Genomic DNA, 19,822 nt, shown 5'->3' on the forward strand with positions numbered 1-19,822 from the left:
AAATCTTTTCTATGGCACAATCCACACGCCCCGCACAAGACATTGTCTCCATAAAGGAAGTTCGTGACGGCGTTCTTCTTTTGAAGGACGGTTCTTTTCGTGTGGTACTTATTGCTTCCTCTATTAACTTCGCTCTTAAATCGGGTGAGGAACAGGACGCTATCGTGCTTCAGTACCAAAATTTTCTTAATTCGCTTGATTTCTCCGTTGAATTCTTTATTCAATCACGCAGATTGAATATTGATCCATACCTTGATATTTTACGCGAACGCCTTAAACACACCTATCATGATCTTATGAAAATTCAAATTACCGAATATATCGACTTCGTAGGTTCATTTGTGGATTCCGCAAATATTATGACAAAGAATTTTTATATCGTTGTTCCCTTTACGCCGGGCGGATCTTTAAAGAAAAAAGAAGTACAAAGCGTTTTTTCCTCTTTATTTAAGGGAGGAAAGGAATCAAAGCCGATTGAAGAAGGAGCCTTTGAAGAATATAAAACGCAATTATACCAGCGTGTGGAGGTTGTCCGGCAAGGACTTATACGCACAGGCGTGCGCGTTGTACCGCTTAACACCGAAGAATTAGTGGAGCTGTTTTATGAACTTTATAATCCGGGAGAAGCGGAGAAGGGGAAGATACCGGAAACAACCGGTTAGGGCACCATATATTGGCTTTTTGGAAATGGTTCCAAGAAACCAATACCCGGCATCCTAATATTACACTATGGGTTTATTTGATTCCCTTACGGGGAAAAATAAGAAAAAAGAGGATGAAATTCTTCCTGTATTTCCGCAGGATATTTATGCCGCCGGCATGCTTGATTTGGGAGATGCTATAGCTCCCGCGGCTCTTGAGGTGAATTCCAGCTATATTCGCCTCGGTGAAAAGTATGCCCGCACCATATTTGTATTTACCTATCCGCGATTTCTTGCGACTAGCTGGTTTGCTCCCATCATTAACCTGGATAAAATATTCGATGTCGCAATATTTGTCCATCCCGTAAACACCGTTATTATTTTGCGCGATCTTAGAAAAAAAGTTGCCGAAGTGCAGTCGCAAATTTCCTTGCGCGAAGAAAAAGGACTGGTGCGCGATCCGGTGCTTGATACCGCATATCAAGATCTTGAAGCGCTCCGCGATAAACTGCAACAAGCCCAAGAAAAATTATTTAGCTTGGGACTCTATATAACCGTATATGCCGATACGCTCAAGGAGTTAGATGATTCGGAAACTGAAATTCGATCTCTTCTTGAAGCCCGTTTGGTATACGCAAAACCGGCATTGTTTCAACAGCAGGAGGGTCTTACGAGCACATTTCCTTTAGCACTTGATGTGTTAAAAATAAGCACCTACATGAATTCTTCTCCTATTTCGAGTATTTTTCCTTTTGTTTCCTTTGATCTTACATCCAATCGCGGTATTTTATACGGCATCAATCGGCACAATAACAGTCTTATCTTATTTGATCGCTTCACCCTTGAAAACTATAATACGGTAATCTTCGCAAAAGCCGGTGCCGGAAAATCATACATGACAAAACTTGAAATCCTTCGCTCCCTTATGTTTGACGTAGAGGTGATTGTGATTGATCCGGAAAGAGAATATGAGTATCTTGCCGAAACGGTGGGAGGACGCTTCTTTAATATATCGGTAAACTCGCCTCATCACATCAACCCCTTTGACCTTCCGTTTCCGCAGGATGATGAATCGGTGGCAGACGTACTCCGTTCAAATATCATAAACCTTGTCGGACTTTTTCGTATTATGCTGGGCGGCTTTACGCCCGAAGAAGATGCTATTTTAGACCGCGCCATTACGGAAACTTATGCCGCAAAAGATATTACCCCCGATGCTGATCTTACAAAAGTATCTCCTCCTCTTCTTTCCGACCTACAAACCATTCTTGCTGACATGGAAGGAGGGGATCATATTGCCGTCCGGCTAAGAAAGTATACCGAAGGAACGTGGGCCGGATTCCTCAATCACCCCACCAATATCAATATCGACAAACATATCGCCGTATTTTCACTGCGGGATATGGAAGAGGAAATTCGTCCGGTGGGTATGTATATCGTTACCCATTACATCTGGAATGTTGTGCGTTCAGAGCTTAAAAAGCGTATTTTAATCGTAGATGAGGCGTGGTGGATTATGAAAACGGAAGATGGTGCCTCTTTTTTGTACGGTCTTGCGAAGCGTGCGCGTAAATATTACCTGGGTGTTACTGCCATTACACAGGATGTTACTGATTTTATCAGCTCCACCTACGGAAAACCTCTTATAACCAACTCCTCCATTCAAGTTCTTCTCCGCCAATCACCCGCATCTATCGATATTATCCAGCAAACATTCAACCTTACCGATGAAGAAAAGTTCCTTTTACTGGAATCAGATGTGGGGGAGGGTATTTTCTTCGCGGGATTAAAGCATGTTGCCATTAAGGTTATTGCGTCGTATACGGAAGATCAGATAATTACATCCGATCCGGCGCAATTACTGGCCATTAAAAAAGCGAAAAAAGATCTTACGGAACAGGAGGGATTATAATAAATCTTGAACAGCTTATTTACAAGCATAATCTATTGCTATGGCATCAGACGCAATAGCGCAAATATCCATAGAACAATCTGATACCGAACAGGAAAGCCGGGCGGATCTTCTGCGTGCACGGACGGCCGATAAGCGGCGGGAAAAAAATACCGAAAAAAACCAAGAAATAAAAACCGGTACTCAAAAACCCTTTCCCATTAGTCCCGTAGAATCAGGGATTGGTATGATGATTGGCTTATGTGTGGACGCATTTGAAGCGTTGGGGGCGCTTACCGCCGTCATTCCCGTTATAGGGTGGGCTATTGCGGGTGCCAGTGCTGTGGTAGGAGCCGTATTTAGTGGTATAATGTTTTTAGGAATTGCTCTATGGTTTTTGTTTAAGGGAATTTGTCCCGACAATCCACATAATATAACATTATATACCGTTTTATTTGCCACAACGTTCAGTAATACCGTTTTTAATTGGCTTCCCGCATGGTTTGGATTTTTCTTCTGGCTATTTTATCGTTTTTATAAGAAAAAAATTATTCCTTTTTCATTCGAATCTAAAAAATAATGACGTATTCTTTTAAAAAATATAGTAGTCTTTTTGCTCTTGTAGGAAGTGGTACGCTTCTTGTTTTTAGTTTTATGACGTTCTCCGCTTATGCGCAAGACACTCTTGTTAGCCGTGATGTGCAGTTTATATTCACACCCCCTTCTCCCGGACCTCACGAAACTGTTCGGGTGGATGCACGTTCTTTCAGTTTTGATATGGAAACAGCCCTATTTACCTGGGTAGTAGATGGCGTAACGGTGGAATCGGAAGTCGGTAAAAAATCCATAACCATCACAACCGGTCCGGTGGGGTCCGAAACACGCATATCCTTAACTGCCATACCAAAAACAGGCAGACGCGTTGAAAAAAGCATTACTATTTTCCCCGGTAGTTTGGATTTAATATGGTCAGCGAATACATACGTGCCGCCCGGATATCAAGGAAAACCCCTTCCCACCCGAGGATCTACCGTAACCGTTACGGCCGTTTCCAATATTGCGGCCGGATTTGGACTCCTTTCGGCAAACGAGCTTTTTTACGAATGGCGGCTAAATAATATTATTCAACCCCAATATTCCGGACGGGGACGAAGTGTATTTTATTTTACTATCGGAACAAGTCCTAATATAGAACATGTTGTGTCCGTAATCGTGAAAGACGCTTCGGGTGCCACCACCCAAGAAAAACGCGTTACCATCAAACCGCAAGAGCCGCGTATATTGTTTTACGAAATAAATCCTCTGCGCGGTCCTCAATTTAATAATGCTATCACAGATCGTTTCTCGCTAACGTCGGGTCAAGAAGCCCAATTTCTTGCTGTTCCGTTCTTTATACGCACGCCTCTATCATCATTTACTTCTTTTTGGAAAATTAACACAGATATACTTCCTCCGGATGAATCCGATCGTGATATACTGAATTATCGTTCCGATTCGGGAAGTGCGGGAAAGCAAACTATTTCTTACGAAATTGAAAATCCGTCTTATATTTTTGAACGGGCACGTAATTCATTTATCATCAATGTACAATAACTTCTCTATGCGTATATTCTTCTTTATTGTAATAATCCTGTTATTCTTTTCTGTCGGGTGGTTGGGGGCGGATGCCGCCACTTACAACCTGCTCGCGCCCTTGCCGGGCGGAACAGCATCTATTGATACCAGTAACGGCTTTATTACCTATATTTCTCAAATTTTCTGGTTTCTCTTAAGTGCCGCCGGCATTTTAGCTGTTCTTATGCTTATTTTTGCCGGAGCCGAATATGTGGGCGCCGCCGGAAACCCCAGTGTTATAAATGACGCAAAAAGCCGTATTTTTAATGCTATCCTTGGCCTCCTTCTCGCACTTACGGCATATCTTATTTTAATAACGATAAACCCCAATCTGATTAATTTAAAATTAACTGTTCCTCCCATTCCGGCATCCGTAAATCCTTAGATATTATATGAACAGCGACAAACGAAAAAAAATAATTATTATCGGCGCAAGCGTTCTTGGTGTCATTCTTATTGGAACAGGAATATTTTTCTTTTTCCGCGGTGACAGTCAGAATTCCGAACAGTCATTTTTTGGAAGGCTGTTCGGCGGAGATATGCCCGTAATTCCCGGCGAAGGCGACGGTATAGAAACTCTTCCCCGCCCGAACACACCTGCAGAAGGGGAGGGGCCACGCCTGAATCGTGTTTCGGAAGAACCGGTTATCGGAGCAACATTCATACCCGATACTGATAAAATAAAATATTTTAAAAAAGCCACCGGTCACCTTTTTGAAAATACTTACGACGGATTAAACGAACGTCGCGCGTCAAATATCACCATTCCCGCCATCCAAAAAGCACTCTGGTCTCCTTCAAAAGAGTATGCGGTACTTTCCTATTATACGGACGGGGATATACGACACTTTTATACAAAATACTCCGGCACAACAACGGCAGAATCCGGTTTTTTACCGCCGTCTCTCACATCTATAACTATGTCCGCTGAACGTGATGTTATGGCATATACACTTCCGGTAAACGGAGAGACTGCCGTCATAACGGCACGCCCGGATAATACCGCGCAAAGCACTATTCTTCGCACGTCCATCCCTGACATTATACTTGCCTTTCCCGGATCACAGACGCTAAGTATACAAACAAAGGGGTCCGCTTATGCTGAAGGTTATTTATATACCCTCACAACGCCAAACGGAAATCTCGTTAACGTATTGGGCGAAATATACGGACTTTCATCGCTTTGGTCCCCGGATATAAATACCGTTCTCTATTTTTCAACAAACCAAAACGGCAATAGCCCGTCACTAAATCTTTATTCAAAAAATACCGGAGTGGTACGCACCCTTTCTATGACAACACTTCCGGAAAAATGCGTGTGGTCATCACGGGAAGAGGAACATATCCTTTATTGTGGTATTCCCGATAAACTCCCCCGCACGACATTACCTGATGCGTGGTGGCAGGGGACCGTATCATTTTCCGATTCCATTTGGCGCATCAACCTGGATACTAATGAACAAATAAAACTTATAGATACAAGCGAGTTGAACGTAGATGCTGTGCATCTTTTCACTTCAGGGGATGCTTCTCATCTCTTTTTCACCAATAAAAAAGACGGCAGCTTATGGAGCTACCGCCTTACTGGTCTCTAAAAACCATGTATATTTAGGTTGTATTTGTTGAAGGTTTTATAACCACACGCCTGGTTTCTCCCTCCCCGATGCTTTCCGTCTCTATGTCAGGATCTTCTGCGAGAGATACGTGAATAATACGGCGCTCGTATGCGCTCATGGGCTGCATAATAACTTCTTTTTTAAAATACCGCACACGTTGAGCGCTCATACGTGCTCTGTCTTTAATTTCTTCAATGCGTTTTCGCTGGTAATCATTAACGTCAATAAGAAAGGGAATATACTCATCTCCCAAAACCCGCTCCGCCATGCGCTTTACAATAGCATGAAGTGCCAATAAGTGCTGTCCATTTTCCCCTATTAAAATGCCGCCGTCAGGCGTTTTAATATGAAAACATACGCTATCTATAAGCTCTGTTTCTTCAACCGAAGACACAATATTCATTCGTTTAAGCGTTTCTTCAAGAAGACTTCGTATCACCGGCGTTGTTTCGTTCTGGTTCATGATCTTGGGAAGATGTGGCCATTATTATCTGTGCTTTTCTGCGCACGATTGACTCGTGGATAATAGCAAATAGGTTCATTGTTGTCCAATAAAGCGCAACAGCAGCCGGGAAACGAAGTCCGATTATAAAAATAACAATCGGCATTACGTACATCATCTGCGATGTCATGATACGGGAAATGTCGGGCATACCGGAAGAAGACTCTTTTGGCGGTGTTTTGGGGGATGGAGGCATTGCCAACTTCATTTGAATAAATTGTGTGATTGCAGCTAAAGCCGCCACAAAAACACTCGCCTCCATAAGATCGATAACCCCGAAAAACATGGTATGTATCGTTTCCGGCAACGCAACAAAAGAGTAAAGCTCTCCCGGAATCGTTTCCATATTAAGTCCGGCCCCAAAAACATGATAAAGCGCAATAAGAATGGGGAGTTGCACAATAAGCATCAGGCATCCCGAAAAAGGATTAACGCCGTGCTCCTTATACAATGCCATAATCTTTTGCCCTTGTTCCTGCTGATTATCTTTATGTTCTTGGCGTATTTGGGAAATTTTTGGCTCAAGTGTGCGCATTTTTGCCTGCGCTTTCACTGAATGATGAGTAAAAGGAAACAATAAAAACCGCACCGCAATCGTAAGGATAATAACAGCAAAACCAAGATCATGAAATGGTAAGAATGTCGTTAAAAGAATAAGCGCATTTAAGAGCGGTTTATGGAGAATTTCGTTATAGAGTGTTATAAAAATATTCATTGGTAATTATTACTTAACAGGATCATATATATCATGCCGAGAAAAAGGGTGGCACCTGCCAATACGACGCATGCCACACCATATTCCTTTTATAAACCCATATGTTGTGAGCGCATTTATGGTGTATTCGGAACAAGATGGGTAAAAACGACACGTGCGAGCACGCCCTCTCATAAAGAATCCATGATCAGGTGAGAAAAAAAAGCGATACGTCTTTATAATATATACGGCTACTAAGACCATGTTTACTATTAATCTATTTCTAACTTAGAGTGCTTACTTCTATCGTTCATGATAGCACTTTTTTTCAGTATTATCTCTATATGTTTTTTCATATCCTTATAAGATATACCGACAATATCCGGGTACGTACGCAATACGCAATCATACCCACCGGAGAGAGAAGGCAGATAAAATCGTATAATCTCATGAAGCTGTCTTCTAAGACGATTTCTAACAACAGCATTCTTGGAAACAGCTCCGGAAACAACAAAACCGAATCGTATATACTTTCGGTCTGTTCTGCTATATAAGAGCGTAAGGGGACCGCTTCGGGCCGTATGACGAGCGTCAAACACCCCCTTAAAATCTCCTCTGCTTACTAAACGATGTGTTTTAGGTAGCAATTTCCTTTATTTACAAGGTTTTTATAGGTTATACCGTAAGCTTGGCCCGCCCCTTTCGACGTCGTCGAAGAAGGACGTTTCTTCCCGTCTTTGACAACGAACGCTTTAGAAATCCATGCGTACGCTTACGTTTTTTGTTCTTTGGTTGATAGGTAACTGACATATCAAACACCATACCATACTTTCTTTTATACTTCAATATGGATGTTTATTTTCTCTAAAATAAGAAGTTCATACACAGGTTATACACAATTGATTGATTTTGAGGATAATATGTGGATAATTTTTTTCTTTACCTCTTTTCTGATACAATATACATACAAAGAAAAAATATACGGCATGTGGATAATATATTTCCCTTTTTTCTTAACTTTGAACCTTTTAGTCACCCATAACTGTTCTTAATTATGACAAACGAGGAATTATGGCAGGCAGTTCTCGGGGAAGTTGAGCTCGCTATCTCACGCGCTAACTTCATAACGTGGTTTAAACACACATCTATTGCACAAAATGAACATAATGGCATCGTAGTACATGTACCAAATGCCTTTACGAAGGAATGGTTGGAAAATAAGTATCATAAGCTTATTATGCGGGCTCTTAGAAGTAATAATCCCGACGTACGCAGTATTGAATACGTTATCTCATCCTCTCCACCGCCCATATATACTCTCGACACACCATCACGGCCGCAAGCGGTCGTTATTGAAACGACCGGACAAGAAGAACAGCTTGATTTTCAGGACTTTAGCGTTGACAAAGAAACAAATCTTAACCCTCGTTATACTTTTGATACGTTTGTCGTTGGGGGGTTTAATGAACTTGCTCATGCGGCGGCAATGTCTGTTGTAAAAAACATAGCGTCCCTCTATAATCCCTTGTTTATTTATGGTGGTGTGGGTCTTGGAAAAACCCATCTTTTGCAATCCATCGGGAATGCGGTTAAAAAAGAAAATCCGTCTCTTTCCGTGCATTATGCAACATCAGAAAAATTCACCAACGATCTTATTACCGCCATACAAAACAACGAACCCCAACGATTTAAAGACCGTTACCGTAAATTCGACGTTCTTATTATCGATGATATTCAGTTCATTGCCGGAAAGGTGCGTACCCAGGAAGAGTTTTTTCATACATTCAATGCATTGTATGAAAACAATAAGCAGGTTATTTTTTCATCCGACCGACCGCCAAAATCAATCCCCGATCTGGAAGAACGCCTTCGTTCTCGCTTTGAAGCCGGTCTTATTGCTGATGTATCCCAGCCCGACTACGAGACACGCCTTGCTATTACACGATCAAAAGCCGCCGCACGCAACCTTTCCGTTCCGCCTGAAACCCTTGAATATATAGCCTCCGCCGTCGAAAAAAACATCCGTGAACTTGAAGGAGCGCTTAATATAGTCGTTGCACGAAGTAAAGTACTAGGACGCCCGCTTACTCCCGAAGAAACAAAGGAAATCCTTCTTCAAATAATTAATAAGCCGAAAAAAGTCATTACCGCGGCGCGAATCATTAAGGAAGTTTGTCAGTTATATGATATTCAGGAACGCCACTTATTTGAACGAAGCCGTAGGCGTGAAATTGTACGTCCCCGTCAGATAGCCATGTATCTTCTACGTCAAGATTTTGGAGGATCCTTTCCGTATATCGGACAAAAATTTGGCGGCCGTGACCATACGACAGCTATTCATGCCTATGAGAAGATTTTACGCGACATGAAGACCGATACAAAATTGTCCGATGAAATAAATATGCTTCGCGATCAAATCTATGAAACGTAAGGATATTCCGTACATAACCCCATAAAAAGACATTACAAAAGACAAAGGGGATTACCCGTTAATAACAAGTGGTGAATCTACGTATAACATAGTTGTAAGATATCCCTCCCGAAAAACACCTTCACATACCATACATGTTATACCCTACTTCCTCCTCTTTTTATCCCCACACCGATTACACATAAGACGATGTGCAGTAGGAGATTTATGAAGTTATCCACCTATCCACAGGCCTTACTACTAGTGCAAAAAATAATAATTATTTTCTTTATTACTAATAAGTAATTAATAAAGATCCGGAATATATGAAATTCACCGTTCTCAAAGACAATCTAAAGGAAGCCGTTTTATTGGCGGAAAAAACCACCGGACGCAAGTCTTCACTTCCTATATTGTCCGCTATATTAATAACAGCTGAAAAGGGGCGTATTACTCTTACTGCCACAAATCTTGAAACCGGCATTGAAATTACATTACCGGGCAAGATTGAGCAAGAAGGAAGAATAGCGGTTCCGGCGCGTGTTTTAAGTTCTTATGTAGGTTTACTTAGAGATGAGCAAGTAGAAGGATTACTTGAGGGGGATAATTTGGTATTAAAAACAGGTGCGGGACGAACAGTTATGCGTGTGTATCCAGCGGATGAATTTCCTCTTCTTCCTAAAACAGAGGAGGGACATATGATTGAATTACCGGCACGTACAGTACGCGATTCACTTAGGCGTGTTGCGGTAGCGGCGGCAACGTCTGATATAAAACCTGAAATTGCGAGTATTTTATTCGCCTTTACACCAAAGGATCTTATAATAGCCGCAACGGATAGTTTTCGGCTTGCGGAAGCGAAAATTACCGGGACATACGGAGTTTCCGGTGATGGTATGCGTTTTTTATTGCCGGTACGCAGTGCACATGAACTTGTGCGCCTCTTAGATAATGAAGACGGATCGGTAGAGGCTTATATTTCCAAAGGGTATGTTACGTTTTTAACAAAACGCTTCCGTATGGTCTCCCGGTTAACGGAAGGTGTATATCCGGATTATGAGCGCATTATACCGACAAAATTTATTACAGAGGCGCAGGTGAAGCGAGATGATGTGTTAGAAATGCTTCGTCTGTCCAGTGTGTTTATAGGAAAACTTCAGGATGTTGCGTTGTTTGTAGATCCTGCTGGTATTATGCGTGTTGATACGGTAAATGCGGAAGTGGGTGAAAATACATCTCATATTCCGGTAGAGGCTAAAGGAGAAACAATGCAGATAAGTTTTAATCATCGTTATGTTCTTGATGGTCTTACGCAATTACCTGGTGGAGATACGTTTTTTGGCTTTACATCCGCTTCCGGTCCTTTGTTAATGCAGAGTAAGGGGGAGGAGGGAAGGTATAGATATATTGTTATGCCAATGAAGGTTTAATATAAAAGTATCCTGTTCGATATATTATTTTTTTATTGCTTTTATATGAACTCTTACCTATAAATAATACTGATATGTTCCTTAAATAAAGGAGGTAGGTGATGGATATTGAAGAGCGGCTTATTATTGCGGCAGACTACGATCCCGAAAAATCCGGTGGCGTAAAGGATGTTGTCCGTAATGTGCTTAATCTGGCGGATAACCTTGAAGGTCTTGGTGTATACATTAAGGTTAACTCCGCGCTACGAGTGGCGGGGTATTATCTTATAAATAAGTTGCATGATAGGGGTTTGAAAGTATTTGCGGATTTGAAGCTTATCGATATTCCAAATACAATGAAAACCGATGCTTTATTGCTGGCTGATTATTTTCCGGAAATACTCACGGTTATGTGTTGTGCGGGTACTTCCGGTATGCGCGCCGTTCAAAATGTACTTTCGAAAACAAAAGTTCTTGGGGTTACGGTGCTTACAAGTCTTAATGATGAAGAATGTCGCAGTGTGTTTAACTGTTCCGTTAATGATGGAGTGTTGCGATTTGCTCATATGGCGAAGTTAGCCGGCTTAAATGAGCTCGTAATTTCACCCAAGGAAGTTGAGGTTATTAAAAATAACTTCGATTCTGAATTTTGGCTCAATACGCCGGGGATTCGTCCTGAATGGAATTTAGTTGAAGGAGACGATCAGTCACGTTTCCTAACGCCCGTTCAGGCGATTAGAAACGGAGCAACGCGCATTGTTGTTGGACGCCCAATTACTAAAGACAAGAATCCAAGGGAAGCCACAGAACGCACCTTGGAAGAAATAAGGCAGGGATTAAGCGAAAATTAACTCCACTCTAACGAATAAAAACCCTTTGCAAATAATGCATAATTGGGTTTTTTTTATAAAAATGGAAAAAATAGAAATAGGTGTCAGGCACTTTTTGGACAACATACCAATGAACGTTCACTGAACATATCATGGTATGTTTTTTTGTGGGGAAAGAAAAAGCCCAGATGGGGGTGTCTGGGCGGGGCTTGTTATAAGAACTTGTTATTCTTCAGTAAAGACACTAGTTGGATAAGAAGCCACGAGGTTTCATTTGGGTTGCCTTGTGGACCTAGCCATTTATCGTTAATAAAACAGATAAGTCTGCGTGCATAACAATATACTGCGAGTTCTGTTCTATAATCCACCCCTTGTATGTGGGGTATTTCTACAAGTGCGATCTCGTCTGTTGGTAATGTTTCCTTTACTTGATTCCACCGTTTAAAAGAGTAGGGAATTTCCATCGTATCCAGGAAAGTAAATAAATGGGGCGAATAATAGCGTGTTATTGTTTTATGGATGTTGCCTCCACTTATATAGACATTCATTAAGTTCTCCATTTCTTTTCGAGTATCTTTTTACAATATACTAGTATTGGTTTTGTAACACAAATTATTGTTTAACTTTCGAGAGAAGAGCAAGAGCAGTGATTTTAGCGGCGGTTGCTTATGAAAAAAGCGTACCATAAGCATAGTACGCTTTTGTTGTAGAAATCCCTGTTTCATACGGGTAGAAACTCAAGATAGGGACTCTTATTCTGATACTGCGGCATGGAAGAGATCATTAAGCAATCCGATCACGATAGCTTTCTTCGCATAAAGATCAAGACAGGATAATTCCTTCCGAAGTTCCTGGACCCTGTCGGTAAGTTGTATTTCTTCTTTGCGGGGCAGAAGCGCCTTGATCGCTAATGCGGTTATCGCTTCAGGAAGACGGACGGACTCATTACCGACAGTACCAAAATCAGAGCCTTTGCATGATGTACGCGCATCAATATAGGGAGAATGATCAACGTTAGTTCGGGTTGATAGATCGCGTACTTCATAAATACGCGGTTTGTCTTTATTGTCGTTCGGGTTCAAACATACTAGTAGATCAAAATCTATCAGATGTTTCATAGCGTATGCCGGGACGTTTGCTTGGCGGAGGATCTTTTTCGGATTCATTACTACAAAACAATCTCTTTCATATTGCATCGCATGCTTCTTAAGCACAGTTAAGGCGATTTCATACTGTTCCCTACGCTCTGTTGTTCCTTTGCGGTACCCTTGCGGCTGGTTGTCGGGTACGGGAAGGCTTTCAGAACGCCTTTTTTTAACCTCCTTATTGGAATTCCCCCCTTGAGGACCGGTTGCGGGCGCTGAATTCATGATCTCACGCATCTCTTTTATGGCTTGTGTTTTTAACTGACTTATCCTACTTTCTGTCAGATTCAACATTTGTCCAACTTCTTTTTCAGTGCGATCCTCATAAAATAGAAGGGTCAATACTTGTTTGCTTCGATGTGGTAGAAGATCAAGGGTCTTAATCGCCATACGGAGTAATTCCGCCTCCTCTACTGCGGATTCCGGATTATTCGAGTAATCAGGCAACTCGAATTCATAGGATTCCAAGTAATGGTAATGATTCTCTGTATTACCCGGATAGGGAGGCAGTATATCCCCTAAACCTCTTACATCGATATGTGCACGTGCCCTTCTTTTCTGAAATTCCTCCATGGTGAGGCCTAACCGCTCCGCCTCTTCTTCATGAGTTGGAGTGCGATGAAGCTCCTGCTTCAAATTTAAATTATTAGAAGTAATTTCTCTCTCCATCCTACGCGAAGAGCGCGGCGCTATATCAATGGAGCGTAAATGTTTTATCATTTCCCCATTGATTCGCTTCTTTGCATAGTCAGTAAAAGCAACACCATAAGACGGATCATACCGGTCTCTACACTGAAGCAAGCCGACCACACCGCTTTGAAAAAGCTCTTCGATAGAAACAGTATTCCGCCGTAAGGATTTCTGCATATTCTGCGCCATAGTGCGCACCATCGGTAGAAGGGATTCTACATCGATGGGAGCATCGGCAATTTCCCTTTCTTCAGAAGACATAAAACTCATCCCCCATTCTGAATTTATGTTATGTGAAGGTATGTGTGTTAATGAGCACGTGTAGAAACTCTGCGTACGCGACACAGTATCTTTTACGCAACTCACGCAAAGAATTACACGCTTACATTACTGCCCGAACCGAATAAGATTACCTACAAAGGTTATTCGGTTTTCGGACATTGTACGTTATAATCTATCTTTTAGCAATGACCTATCTTATTTATATTCGGCAACACGCACCCCTTACTCAACCTTAAACTTCACTTCTTTTTCTTCCACATTTCCTACATTATCATAGACCTTAATGAGAAGTATCGCGTTTTTCTGATCGGGAGTAAGTGATGAAAAATCAACCGAAAATGATCCTATACCCTTATCAGATCCCATAAATTGTCCATTCAGAAAATAATCCGCCTGCTTAATGGGATACGTTCCTTTTGTAGAGAGTGTTATGGTAAGTGGAAGAGATCGCTGATAAGTGGCTCCATCCTGCGGATGAACTATAATAATATGCGGTTTGTTTTCTTCCGTGTGAACATCATCAAATTCAGTGGGAATATTGTTTGGTTCGCCGGTAATATCGATATTATTTTGTACAGCCCAGGCCTTAACACCTTCTTCCCAGTTTTTATATTGGGCGTCTCGTTCAGGAAACTCCGGAATAGGTCCGCGCGGATCGCTTTTATTCACCCAGTGCAGTATGGAATGAAGTTCCGGTACTACGCGTATTTCGCGGAATTCTTCAGGCGTGGCATCTGTGGCACGTTTTCCGGATACGGTATCAATTTCGTATGTAACACCGCCGCGCCATTCTCCCATAAGAAAGGGTTTTGTTACGTCTTCTCTTTCCGGTGGTACAAAATCTTCCGGCGGCAAGGTTTCAAATACGCGTTCCAGAAAATCATGCCAAATAGGTGCTACGATAAATCCGGCAACTTTTTTCTCCATAGGGGAATTATCGTTGTTTCCCGCCCACACACCGGCTACGATGTTGGGAGTGTATCCTAAGATCCATGCATCACGGAAATCGTTTGTGGTTCCGGTTTTAGCGGCTACAGGACGTGTTGAGAAGTATAATGCCGATTGTGACCCGAATGCGGGTGTGCGCGCGGCATTGTCGGACAATATATCGGTAATACGGCGTGCAATCTGTGTATCAAGAACGGGTCGGGGGGTTGGTTCGTAATCAAAAAGCATATCTCCGTTATTTTGTTCTATATGAAGAATCATGGCGGGTTCATTGCGCACGCCATCATTTGCAAACACGCCGTAAACGGAAGCAAGCTCAAGGAGTTGTACCTCACCGCCCCCTAAAACGAGGGTAAGACCGTATCGATTTTGTCCTTCAAGGGTAGTAATACCGAGTCGGGACGCCGTTTCAAGAGCTTTTTTAATACCTGTGAGGTAAAGAACTTTTACGGCGGGTATGTTTACGGACTGCGCTAATGCTTCCCGAAGTGTCATAGGGCCGTGAAATGTGCCGTCGTAGTTGCCGGGCCGGTAACTTTCTGCTCCTGCGGATGCAAATTCTGTTTGTACGTCAAAAACAATGGTTTCCGGTGTATATCCCTGTTCGAGAGCGGACGCATAGACGATCGGCTTAAAGGCGGAGCCGGGTTGGCGGAGAGCGGTTGTTATATTAAAATTTCCCTCATCTTCACGATTAAAATAATCACGCGATCCAACCATGGCAAGTACTTCACCGGTTTTCGGATCGATCGCTATGATACCGGTATTGGAAGCGCCGAAATCATTATCTATTGTTTCCGCATACTCGGCAATAGTTTCCTCCGCGTGCTGTTGATAATCGATATTAAGCGTTGTTATTACCTGCAAGCCGGTCTTTTTTATAAATTCCTCACCATATAGTTCATGAAGCTGATTGATAACATCCATAACAAAGTGTGGTGCGCGAATGCCGTGTTCAGCAACGGGAAGAAAAGCTATGGTTTCTTCTTTTGCCGAATCACGATCCTCTTCTGTTATATATCCCAGTTCTGCCATACGGTTAAGAACAGTGTTTTTACGTGCCTCTAGTTCGCGAGTATGAGTTCCATAAGGGGAAAAATAGGAGGGTGCCTGTGGAAGAGCCGCTAAATATGCCGCTTCCGCAAGAGTAACGTCTTCGGCGCTTTTGCCGAAGAATATTTGTGAAGCCGCTTCCACGCCATAGGCATTTGATCCGTACGAAATTTCATTTAGGTACATGTTTAAAATTTCATCTTTGGTATTAGTGCGTTCGATTTTGAGCGCAAGTACCGCCTCCTTTAACTTACGGGTAATGGTTTTTTCGGGGGAAAGGAGGGTATTTTTTACCAACTGCTGTGTGATGGTTGATCCGCCCTGAACAAGAATGCGTCCGCGCATAAGGTCCGTTATAAATGCACGAAATATGGAAAAAGGCGATATGCCGTGATGATTGTAAAAGTTGGCATCTTCAATGGCAATTGTTGCGTTTTTAATTTCGCGAGGAATATGGTCAAAATTAATAACAGTGCGCTTTTCTTCATTAAAAATTTCGAATAAAAGCGTCTCTCCGGTGCGATCGAAAATTTTTGTTGATTGAACCACTTCCCGTTCCCGTAATTCGGCGGCACTGGGAATATCAAGGGTGAGAATAAATATGCTTAATCCCGCAATTCCCGCTAAAAACAAAAAAAGACCCAGGACAAAAAGCCCTTTTACCATACGTCCAAATTGTTCCCATTTCCGCTTTTTTGGCATAATGTCAATATATAGGAGTGCGTAGTAGGTAGCAAGAGGTGATAAGTGTGTTGTCTGGATAATATATATAATGCCATGGTACGCTTACAGGTATGAAAGACGATATAAGTAGGCGCATAGACGACCTTCTTGCCCGCGGGGTAGATGAAGTTATAGATAAGGAGCATTTGCGCAACCGGCTTAATGTATCGGCAGGCGGAGGAAAAGCGCTTCGCGTAAAGCTTGGTATTGATCCAACAAGTCCGCATATTCATCTTGGTCGCGCCGTACAACTCCTTAAGTTACGGGATTTTCAGGAGCTAGGGCATCAGATCGTATTTATTGTGGGGGATTTCACCGGTGTTATCGGAGATACGAGCGATAAGGAAGTCGAACGCCCTATGCTTGCAAAAGAAAGTGTTGAGAAGAATATGAAAACATATCTAAAGCAGGTCGGTAGAATACTTGATATGAAGAAGGTAGAGGTGCGGTATAATTCAGAATGGCTTAATAATGTTTCCTACCAGGAGATTACTCGTCAGGCGAATGTTTTTTCACTGCATGATTTTATCGGACGAAAAAATATAAAAGATCGTTTGGATGCGGGTAAGCGTATATCGCTTAGGGAACTTCTTTACCCGCTCATGCAGGGGTATGATTCAGTGGTTATAGAGGCGGATGTGGAAATTGGCGGTACTGATCAGCGATTTAATATACTCGCCGGACGTACTCTTCAGGAAGAATACGGACAAGAACCGCAGGACATTATAACAAGTAATCTTATCCTGGGCCTTGATGGCAGGAAAATGAGCTCCAGTTGGGGTAATACAATTAATATTACGGATGAACCGAATGATATGTACGGAAAAATAATGAGTATGGCGGACGGGCAAATAATCCCCTATTTCGTGCATTGCACGCGCATACCGATGAATACCGTAAAAGCATACGAAGAAGATATGAAGAACGCGACTAATCCGCGGGATATAAAAATGATACTCGCGCGTGAAATTACCGCCTTGTATAACGGAGAAAAAAAGGCAAAAGAGGCGGAAGAATATTTTACATCCGTATTTCAAAAAAAGGAAATTCCAAAAGATATACATTCTGCACATGTCCATGCGGACGAATCAATAGATGTTGTTCTTTTCCGCCTTAAGCTTGCTTCATCAAAAAGTGATGCGCGTCGCCTAATACGGCAGGGAGCCGTATCTTTGGACGGTGAAAAAATTAGCAAGCCGGAATACATGTTTAAAAGCGGAGGTATTCTTCGGGTGGGGAAACGTCATATGATAAAAGTTATATATCCGTAATGGTGTTTACAATAGAAAGTTGTTAAAAGAAAACCCCGCACATATGTGCGGGGTTTTCTTTTCAAAATATACGCGCTTACTCTTCGTCCTCGTCTTCTTCATCTTCTTCTGTAATCTCATCGCCTTCCATCATTTCATCTTCATTTGAGATAAACTCATCCATAGTATAAATAAATACTATTTCTAGTAAAACGACCGTTGGCGCATCATCAATTACGAGACGCTTTATAATAAATAACAAAAAGAAAAACCTCTGTCAACGGGTAAAATATCCTTATTTTTTAACGATATTACGCAGTATGTTTTGTTTTTGCTGTAGCGGCCGCGGTAAGAGCGATTGCGAGCGCGTCAGCGGCATCATCGGGTTTTGGAATGGCGGGAAGACGCAGTAATTGCGTCACCATATACTGCATCTGTTTTTTGTCAGCATTTCCATATCCGCATGTGGCAACCTTTATTTCAAGGGGTTTAAGTTCTACAAAAGGGATGGCATGTATTTGGGAAAGAAGAATAATAATACCGCGTGTTTCAGCAACCTTGAGAGCTGTTTTTGCATTTTTAGAAAAAAAGAGCTCTTCCGTAGCGAGAAGATCCGGTTTTTCTTCCTCTATAATACGGGTAAGTTCTTTGTAGAGCGCATGGAGTCTTTCCGCATGAGGAAGCGTTTTTGCAGTTTCAATGCATCCGGCACGGATATGGGTGGTGGTCATACCTTCTCCTAGAATAATACCATACCCCATGCGCCCGAATCCCGGATCAACGCCAAGTATTTTCACGACGAAGGAGCAATGTTGGTAAAGATGCTCTGAATATCGTCATGCTCGTCTAATATTTCCACGAGAGTGGCAATTTTTTCCCGAATAACGTCATCCGCTTCTACGGTTGTTTGCGCTATCCATTCGTCATCAGATTTTTTAAATGCCCACAAGGCACCGCCCGGCGCCATCTTAGTATCATGATCCGAAAGAATTTTACGAATTTCTGAAAAGGTGCGGTTATTGTTGTCCGTTATACCCTCGATAATTATAGCAACACCACCCGGACCAAATGCTTCGTAGGTTACCTGCTGTAATGTATCGGCGGACATACTGGCTTTTGCAATAGCTCGCTCGATCGTATCTTTAGGCATATTCACCATTTGTGCTTTTTCGATGGCCGTGCGGAGTGCCGGATTCATATCCGGATTCGGTCCCTTTTCTTTTGCGGCTATGGTAATAACACGGGAGAGTTTGCCAAAATTGGCGCTTCGCTGTGCGTCTTTAGCGCCCTTTTTATGTTTAATGTTTGCCCATTTTGAATGTCCTGACATACGTTTTTAATTTTACCATTATAATTATTCATTCGTTTCTTTATGAATCTTACGGGAATATTTGAGTATAAGATCCTTAGCCTCATGTAAGTGCGGAATTTCATGAACAACAAAGCTTTTTTCTCCGGCCGTTTGAATGGTCATGTTCCCGAAATCAAACATGGTTGGAATAAATCCGGGAGTTTCCACGGTAACATCTTGTACGCGCTCTATCAAGAATTCCGAAGTTTCACGACTGAAAAGACCACGCTGTTCCAGATCGATAATACGTTTATCGGTAATAACCCACACATCCAAATAATAATTAATCCAGGATGTAAATAAAAACGCAACCGTAAAAAGAACATATAAAGTGAACAAAAGCCGTCCGAGCGGAATAACAATATCTTCACCGATATAAGGGGTAAGAAAAACACGGAGTAGAAAAATAAAAAATCCGCACACCAAAAAACCCAAAATAGCGGCAATATCTTTGGCAAGAGAAAACCAATGGCGATGGATTACCAGAAGTACTTGTTCGTTTGCATCAAGATGAAGAGGTTTTATAGGCATAATGAGGTGTGTTTTCTTTATATCACAGTAATGAAAGATCATTCCATGGTACGCGCAGAAAGAATATGATGGAGAGGATAATTAATATTCCTGAAACAACAATAAACGGCATAATAAAGTTATGTGTGGGATCTTTTTCAATCACATACGTACGTACATGATAAATAAGGGCAGCGGCAAACGCGATATATCCGCCCAATATAAGAAGAAAAATAATAAGACTTATAATAACCATGGTGCGT

The 19,822-nt window shown here is 42.0% G+C and carries 23 protein-coding genes; 11 read left to right on the forward strand and 12 right to left on the reverse strand.

All coding sequences use genetic code 11. The features are described 5' to 3' along the window. Nucleotides 1-11: 11 nt before the first annotated feature. The 6 genes from COU90_03840 (at nt 12) to COU90_03865 (ending at nt 5,741) form a co-directional block, all read left to right on the forward strand. Nucleotides 12-662 carry a hypothetical protein gene (locus COU90_03840; protein ID PJE64203.1) on the forward strand — a complete coding sequence of 217 codons (651 nt, stop codon included), beginning with the start codon at nt 12-14 and terminating at the stop codon, nt 660-662. Between the two features lie 67 nt (nt 663-729). Further along, on the forward strand, nt 730-2,553 hold the full coding sequence (locus COU90_03845; protein PJE64204.1) for a conjugal transfer protein TraC: 1,824 nt from the start codon (nt 730-732) through the stop codon (nt 2,551-2,553). 40 nt (nt 2,554-2,593) lie between these two features. Further along, nucleotides 2,594-3,112, forward strand: a complete 519-nt coding sequence (locus COU90_03850) for a hypothetical protein (GenBank protein PJE64205.1) — start codon at nt 2,594-2,596, stop codon at nt 3,110-3,112. Then, complete coding sequence (locus COU90_03855) at nt 3,112-4,125, forward strand: hypothetical protein (protein ID PJE64206.1); 1,014 nt, start codon at nt 3,112-3,114, stop codon at nt 4,123-4,125. Before COU90_03850 ends, COU90_03855 begins: the two co-directional genes overlap by 1 nt. Nucleotides 4,126-4,132: 7 nt before the next feature. After that, nucleotides 4,133-4,531, forward strand: a complete 399-nt coding sequence (locus COU90_03860) for a hypothetical protein (protein PJE64207.1) — start codon at nt 4,133-4,135, stop codon at nt 4,529-4,531. A 7-nt stretch (nt 4,532-4,538) separates the two neighbouring features. Further along, nucleotides 4,539-5,741 carry a hypothetical protein gene (locus COU90_03865; protein PJE64208.1) on the forward strand — a complete coding sequence of 401 codons (1,203 nt, stop codon included), beginning with the start codon at nt 4,539-4,541 and terminating at the stop codon, nt 5,739-5,741. A gap of 13 nt (nt 5,742-5,754) precedes the next feature. Here COU90_03865 and COU90_03870 read toward each other — a convergent pair whose 3' ends face one another. From COU90_03870 to COU90_03890, 5 genes are read right to left on the reverse strand one after another with little or no spacing between them, the layout of a single operon-like run. After that, a complete protein-coding gene (locus COU90_03870; protein PJE64209.1) occupies nt 5,755-6,225 on the reverse strand; it encodes a hypothetical protein in 471 nt (156 codons plus the stop codon). Continuing rightward, complete coding sequence (locus tag COU90_03875) at nt 6,182-6,979, reverse strand: hypothetical protein (GenBank protein ID PJE64210.1); 798 nt, start codon at nt 6,977-6,979, stop codon at nt 6,182-6,184. Before COU90_03875 ends, COU90_03870 begins: the two co-directional genes overlap by 44 nt. A 9-nt stretch (nt 6,980-6,988) precedes the next feature. Further along, complete coding sequence (locus COU90_03880) at nt 6,989-7,222, reverse strand: membrane protein insertion efficiency factor YidD (GenBank protein PJE64211.1); 234 nt, start codon at nt 7,220-7,222, stop codon at nt 6,989-6,991. Between the two features lie 8 nt (nt 7,223-7,230). Further along, nucleotides 7,231-7,605 (reverse strand): ribonuclease P protein component, encoded by a 375-nt coding sequence (rnpA, locus tag COU90_03885; protein ID PJE64212.1) that lies wholly within the window; start codon nt 7,603-7,605, stop codon nt 7,231-7,233. A 28-nt stretch (nt 7,606-7,633) separates the two neighbouring features. Beyond that, nucleotides 7,634-7,768, reverse strand: coding sequence for a 50S ribosomal protein L34 (locus COU90_03890; GenBank protein PJE64257.1), 135 nt, complete (start codon nt 7,766-7,768; stop codon nt 7,634-7,636). A 41-nt stretch (nt 7,769-7,809) separates the two neighbouring features. Here COU90_03890 and COU90_03895 point away from each other — a divergent pair, with 41 nt between their 5' ends. The 4 genes from COU90_03895 (at nt 7,810) to pyrF (ending at nt 11,628) form a co-directional block, all read left to right on the forward strand. After that, nucleotides 7,810-8,010 (forward strand): hypothetical protein, encoded by a 201-nt coding sequence (locus COU90_03895; GenBank protein PJE64213.1) that lies wholly within the window; start codon nt 7,810-7,812, stop codon nt 8,008-8,010. Nucleotides 8,011-8,012: 2 nt separating this feature from the next. Continuing rightward, nucleotides 8,013-9,389, forward strand: coding sequence for a chromosomal replication initiator protein DnaA (locus tag COU90_03900; GenBank protein ID PJE64214.1), 1,377 nt, complete (start codon nt 8,013-8,015; stop codon nt 9,387-9,389). A gap of 305 nt (nt 9,390-9,694) precedes the next feature. After that, entirely contained in the window at nt 9,695-10,798 is a 1,104-nt protein-coding gene (gene dnaN, locus COU90_03905) for a DNA polymerase III subunit beta (GenBank protein ID PJE64215.1), read from the forward strand. Between the two features lie 101 nt (nt 10,799-10,899). Further along, nucleotides 10,900-11,628, forward strand: coding sequence for an orotidine-5'-phosphate decarboxylase (gene pyrF, locus COU90_03910; GenBank protein PJE64216.1), 729 nt, complete (start codon nt 10,900-10,902; stop codon nt 11,626-11,628). 191 nt (nt 11,629-11,819) lie between these two features. Here the strand turns inward: pyrF and COU90_03915 are convergent, their stop codons facing one another. From COU90_03915 to COU90_03925, 3 genes are all read right to left on the reverse strand, one after another. Then, nucleotides 11,820-12,167 (reverse strand): hypothetical protein, encoded by a 348-nt coding sequence (locus COU90_03915; protein ID PJE64217.1) that lies wholly within the window; start codon nt 12,165-12,167, stop codon nt 11,820-11,822. Nucleotides 12,168-12,359: 192 nt separating this feature from the next. Continuing rightward, on the reverse strand, nt 12,360-13,712 hold the full coding sequence (locus tag COU90_03920; GenBank protein PJE64218.1) for a hypothetical protein: 1,353 nt from the start codon (nt 13,710-13,712) through the stop codon (nt 12,360-12,362). Between the two features lie 234 nt (nt 13,713-13,946). Continuing rightward, entirely contained in the window at nt 13,947-16,427 is a 2,481-nt protein-coding gene (locus COU90_03925) for a penicillin-binding protein (protein ID PJE64219.1), read from the reverse strand. Between the two features lie 92 nt (nt 16,428-16,519). On the opposite strand from COU90_03925, the gene COU90_03930 reads away from it, so the two are divergent. Next, nucleotides 16,520-17,719 (forward strand): tyrosine--tRNA ligase, encoded by a 1,200-nt coding sequence (locus tag COU90_03930; protein ID PJE64220.1) that lies wholly within the window; start codon nt 16,520-16,522, stop codon nt 17,717-17,719. Nucleotides 17,720-18,009: 290 nt separating this feature from the next. On the opposite strand, the gene COU90_03935 is transcribed toward COU90_03930, so the two are convergent. Genes COU90_03935 through COU90_03950 form a run of 4 tightly spaced genes read right to left on the reverse strand, consistent with a single transcriptional unit; the run spans nt 18,010 to nt 19,815 of the window. After that, nucleotides 18,010-18,495, reverse strand: a complete 486-nt coding sequence (locus COU90_03935) for a crossover junction endodeoxyribonuclease RuvC (GenBank protein PJE64221.1) — start codon at nt 18,493-18,495, stop codon at nt 18,010-18,012. Continuing rightward, nucleotides 18,492-19,028 carry a YebC/PmpR family DNA-binding transcriptional regulator gene (locus COU90_03940; protein PJE64222.1) on the reverse strand — a complete coding sequence of 179 codons (537 nt, stop codon included), beginning with the start codon at nt 19,026-19,028 and terminating at the stop codon, nt 18,492-18,494. Before COU90_03940 ends, COU90_03935 begins: the two co-directional genes overlap by 4 nt. 24 nt (nt 19,029-19,052) lie before the next feature. Continuing rightward, on the reverse strand, nt 19,053-19,622 hold the full coding sequence (locus tag COU90_03945; GenBank protein PJE64223.1) for a hypothetical protein: 570 nt from the start codon (nt 19,620-19,622) through the stop codon (nt 19,053-19,055). Next, entirely contained in the window at nt 19,603-19,815 is a 213-nt protein-coding gene (locus tag COU90_03950; GenBank protein ID PJE64224.1) for a hypothetical protein, read from the reverse strand. Before COU90_03950 ends, COU90_03945 begins: the two co-directional genes overlap by 20 nt. Nucleotides 19,816-19,822 lie beyond the last annotated feature (7 nt).

The organism is Candidatus Ryanbacteria bacterium CG10_big_fil_rev_8_21_14_0_10_43_42, from assembly GCA_002793915.1.
Taxonomy (GTDB): Bacteria; Patescibacteriota; Minisyncoccia; order Ryanbacterales; family 2-02-FULL-48-12; genus 1-14-0-10-43-42.

Bases quoted from the DNA above. Each gene is read 5' to 3' on its own strand.
- COU90_03840 (PJE64203.1), top strand. From the start codon at position 12: ATGGCACAATCCACACGCCCCGCACAAGACATTGTCTCCATAAAGGAA.
- COU90_03845 (PJE64204.1), top strand. From the start codon at position 730: ATGGGTTTATTTGATTCCCTTACGGGGAAAAATAAGAAAAAAGAGGAT.
- COU90_03850 (PJE64205.1), top strand. From the start codon at position 2,594: ATGGCATCAGACGCAATAGCGCAAATATCCATAGAACAATCTGATACC.
- COU90_03855 (PJE64206.1), top strand. From the start codon at position 3,112: ATGACGTATTCTTTTAAAAAATATAGTAGTCTTTTTGCTCTTGTAGGA.
- COU90_03860 (PJE64207.1), top strand. From the start codon at position 4,133: ATGCGTATATTCTTCTTTATTGTAATAATCCTGTTATTCTTTTCTGTC.
- COU90_03865 (PJE64208.1), top strand. From the start codon at position 4,539: ATGAACAGCGACAAACGAAAAAAAATAATTATTATCGGCGCAAGCGTT.
- COU90_03870 (PJE64209.1), bottom strand. From the start codon at position 6,225: ATGAACCAGAACGAAACAACGCCGGTGATACGAAGTCTTCTTGAAGAA.
- COU90_03875 (PJE64210.1), bottom strand. From the start codon at position 6,979: ATGAATATTTTTATAACACTCTATAACGAAATTCTCCATAAACCGCTC.
- COU90_03880 (PJE64211.1), bottom strand. From the start codon at position 7,222: ATGGTCTTAGTAGCCGTATATATTATAAAGACGTATCGCTTTTTTTTC.
- COU90_03890 (PJE64257.1), bottom strand. From the start codon at position 7,768: ATGTCAGTTACCTATCAACCAAAGAACAAAAAACGTAAGCGTACGCAT.
- COU90_03895 (PJE64213.1), top strand. From the start codon at position 7,810: ATGTTTATTTTCTCTAAAATAAGAAGTTCATACACAGGTTATACACAA.
- COU90_03900 (PJE64214.1), top strand. From the start codon at position 8,013: ATGACAAACGAGGAATTATGGCAGGCAGTTCTCGGGGAAGTTGAGCTC.
- dnaN (PJE64215.1), top strand. From the start codon at position 9,695: ATGAAATTCACCGTTCTCAAAGACAATCTAAAGGAAGCCGTTTTATTG.
- pyrF (PJE64216.1), top strand. From the start codon at position 10,900: ATGGATATTGAAGAGCGGCTTATTATTGCGGCAGACTACGATCCCGAA.
- COU90_03915 (PJE64217.1), bottom strand. From the start codon at position 12,167: ATGGAGAACTTAATGAATGTCTATATAAGTGGAGGCAACATCCATAAA.
- COU90_03920 (PJE64218.1), bottom strand. From the start codon at position 13,712: ATGAGTTTTATGTCTTCTGAAGAAAGGGAAATTGCCGATGCTCCCATC.
- COU90_03925 (PJE64219.1), bottom strand. From the start codon at position 16,427: ATGCCAAAAAAGCGGAAATGGGAACAATTTGGACGTATGGTAAAAGGG.
- COU90_03930 (PJE64220.1), top strand. From the start codon at position 16,520: ATGAAAGACGATATAAGTAGGCGCATAGACGACCTTCTTGCCCGCGGG.
- COU90_03940 (PJE64222.1), bottom strand. From the start codon at position 19,028: ATGTCAGGACATTCAAAATGGGCAAACATTAAACATAAAAAGGGCGCT.
- COU90_03945 (PJE64223.1), bottom strand. From the start codon at position 19,622: ATGATCTTTCATTACTGTGATATAAAGAAAACACACCTCATTATGCCT.
- COU90_03950 (PJE64224.1), bottom strand. From the start codon at position 19,815: ATGGTTATTATAAGTCTTATTATTTTTCTTCTTATATTGGGCGGATAT.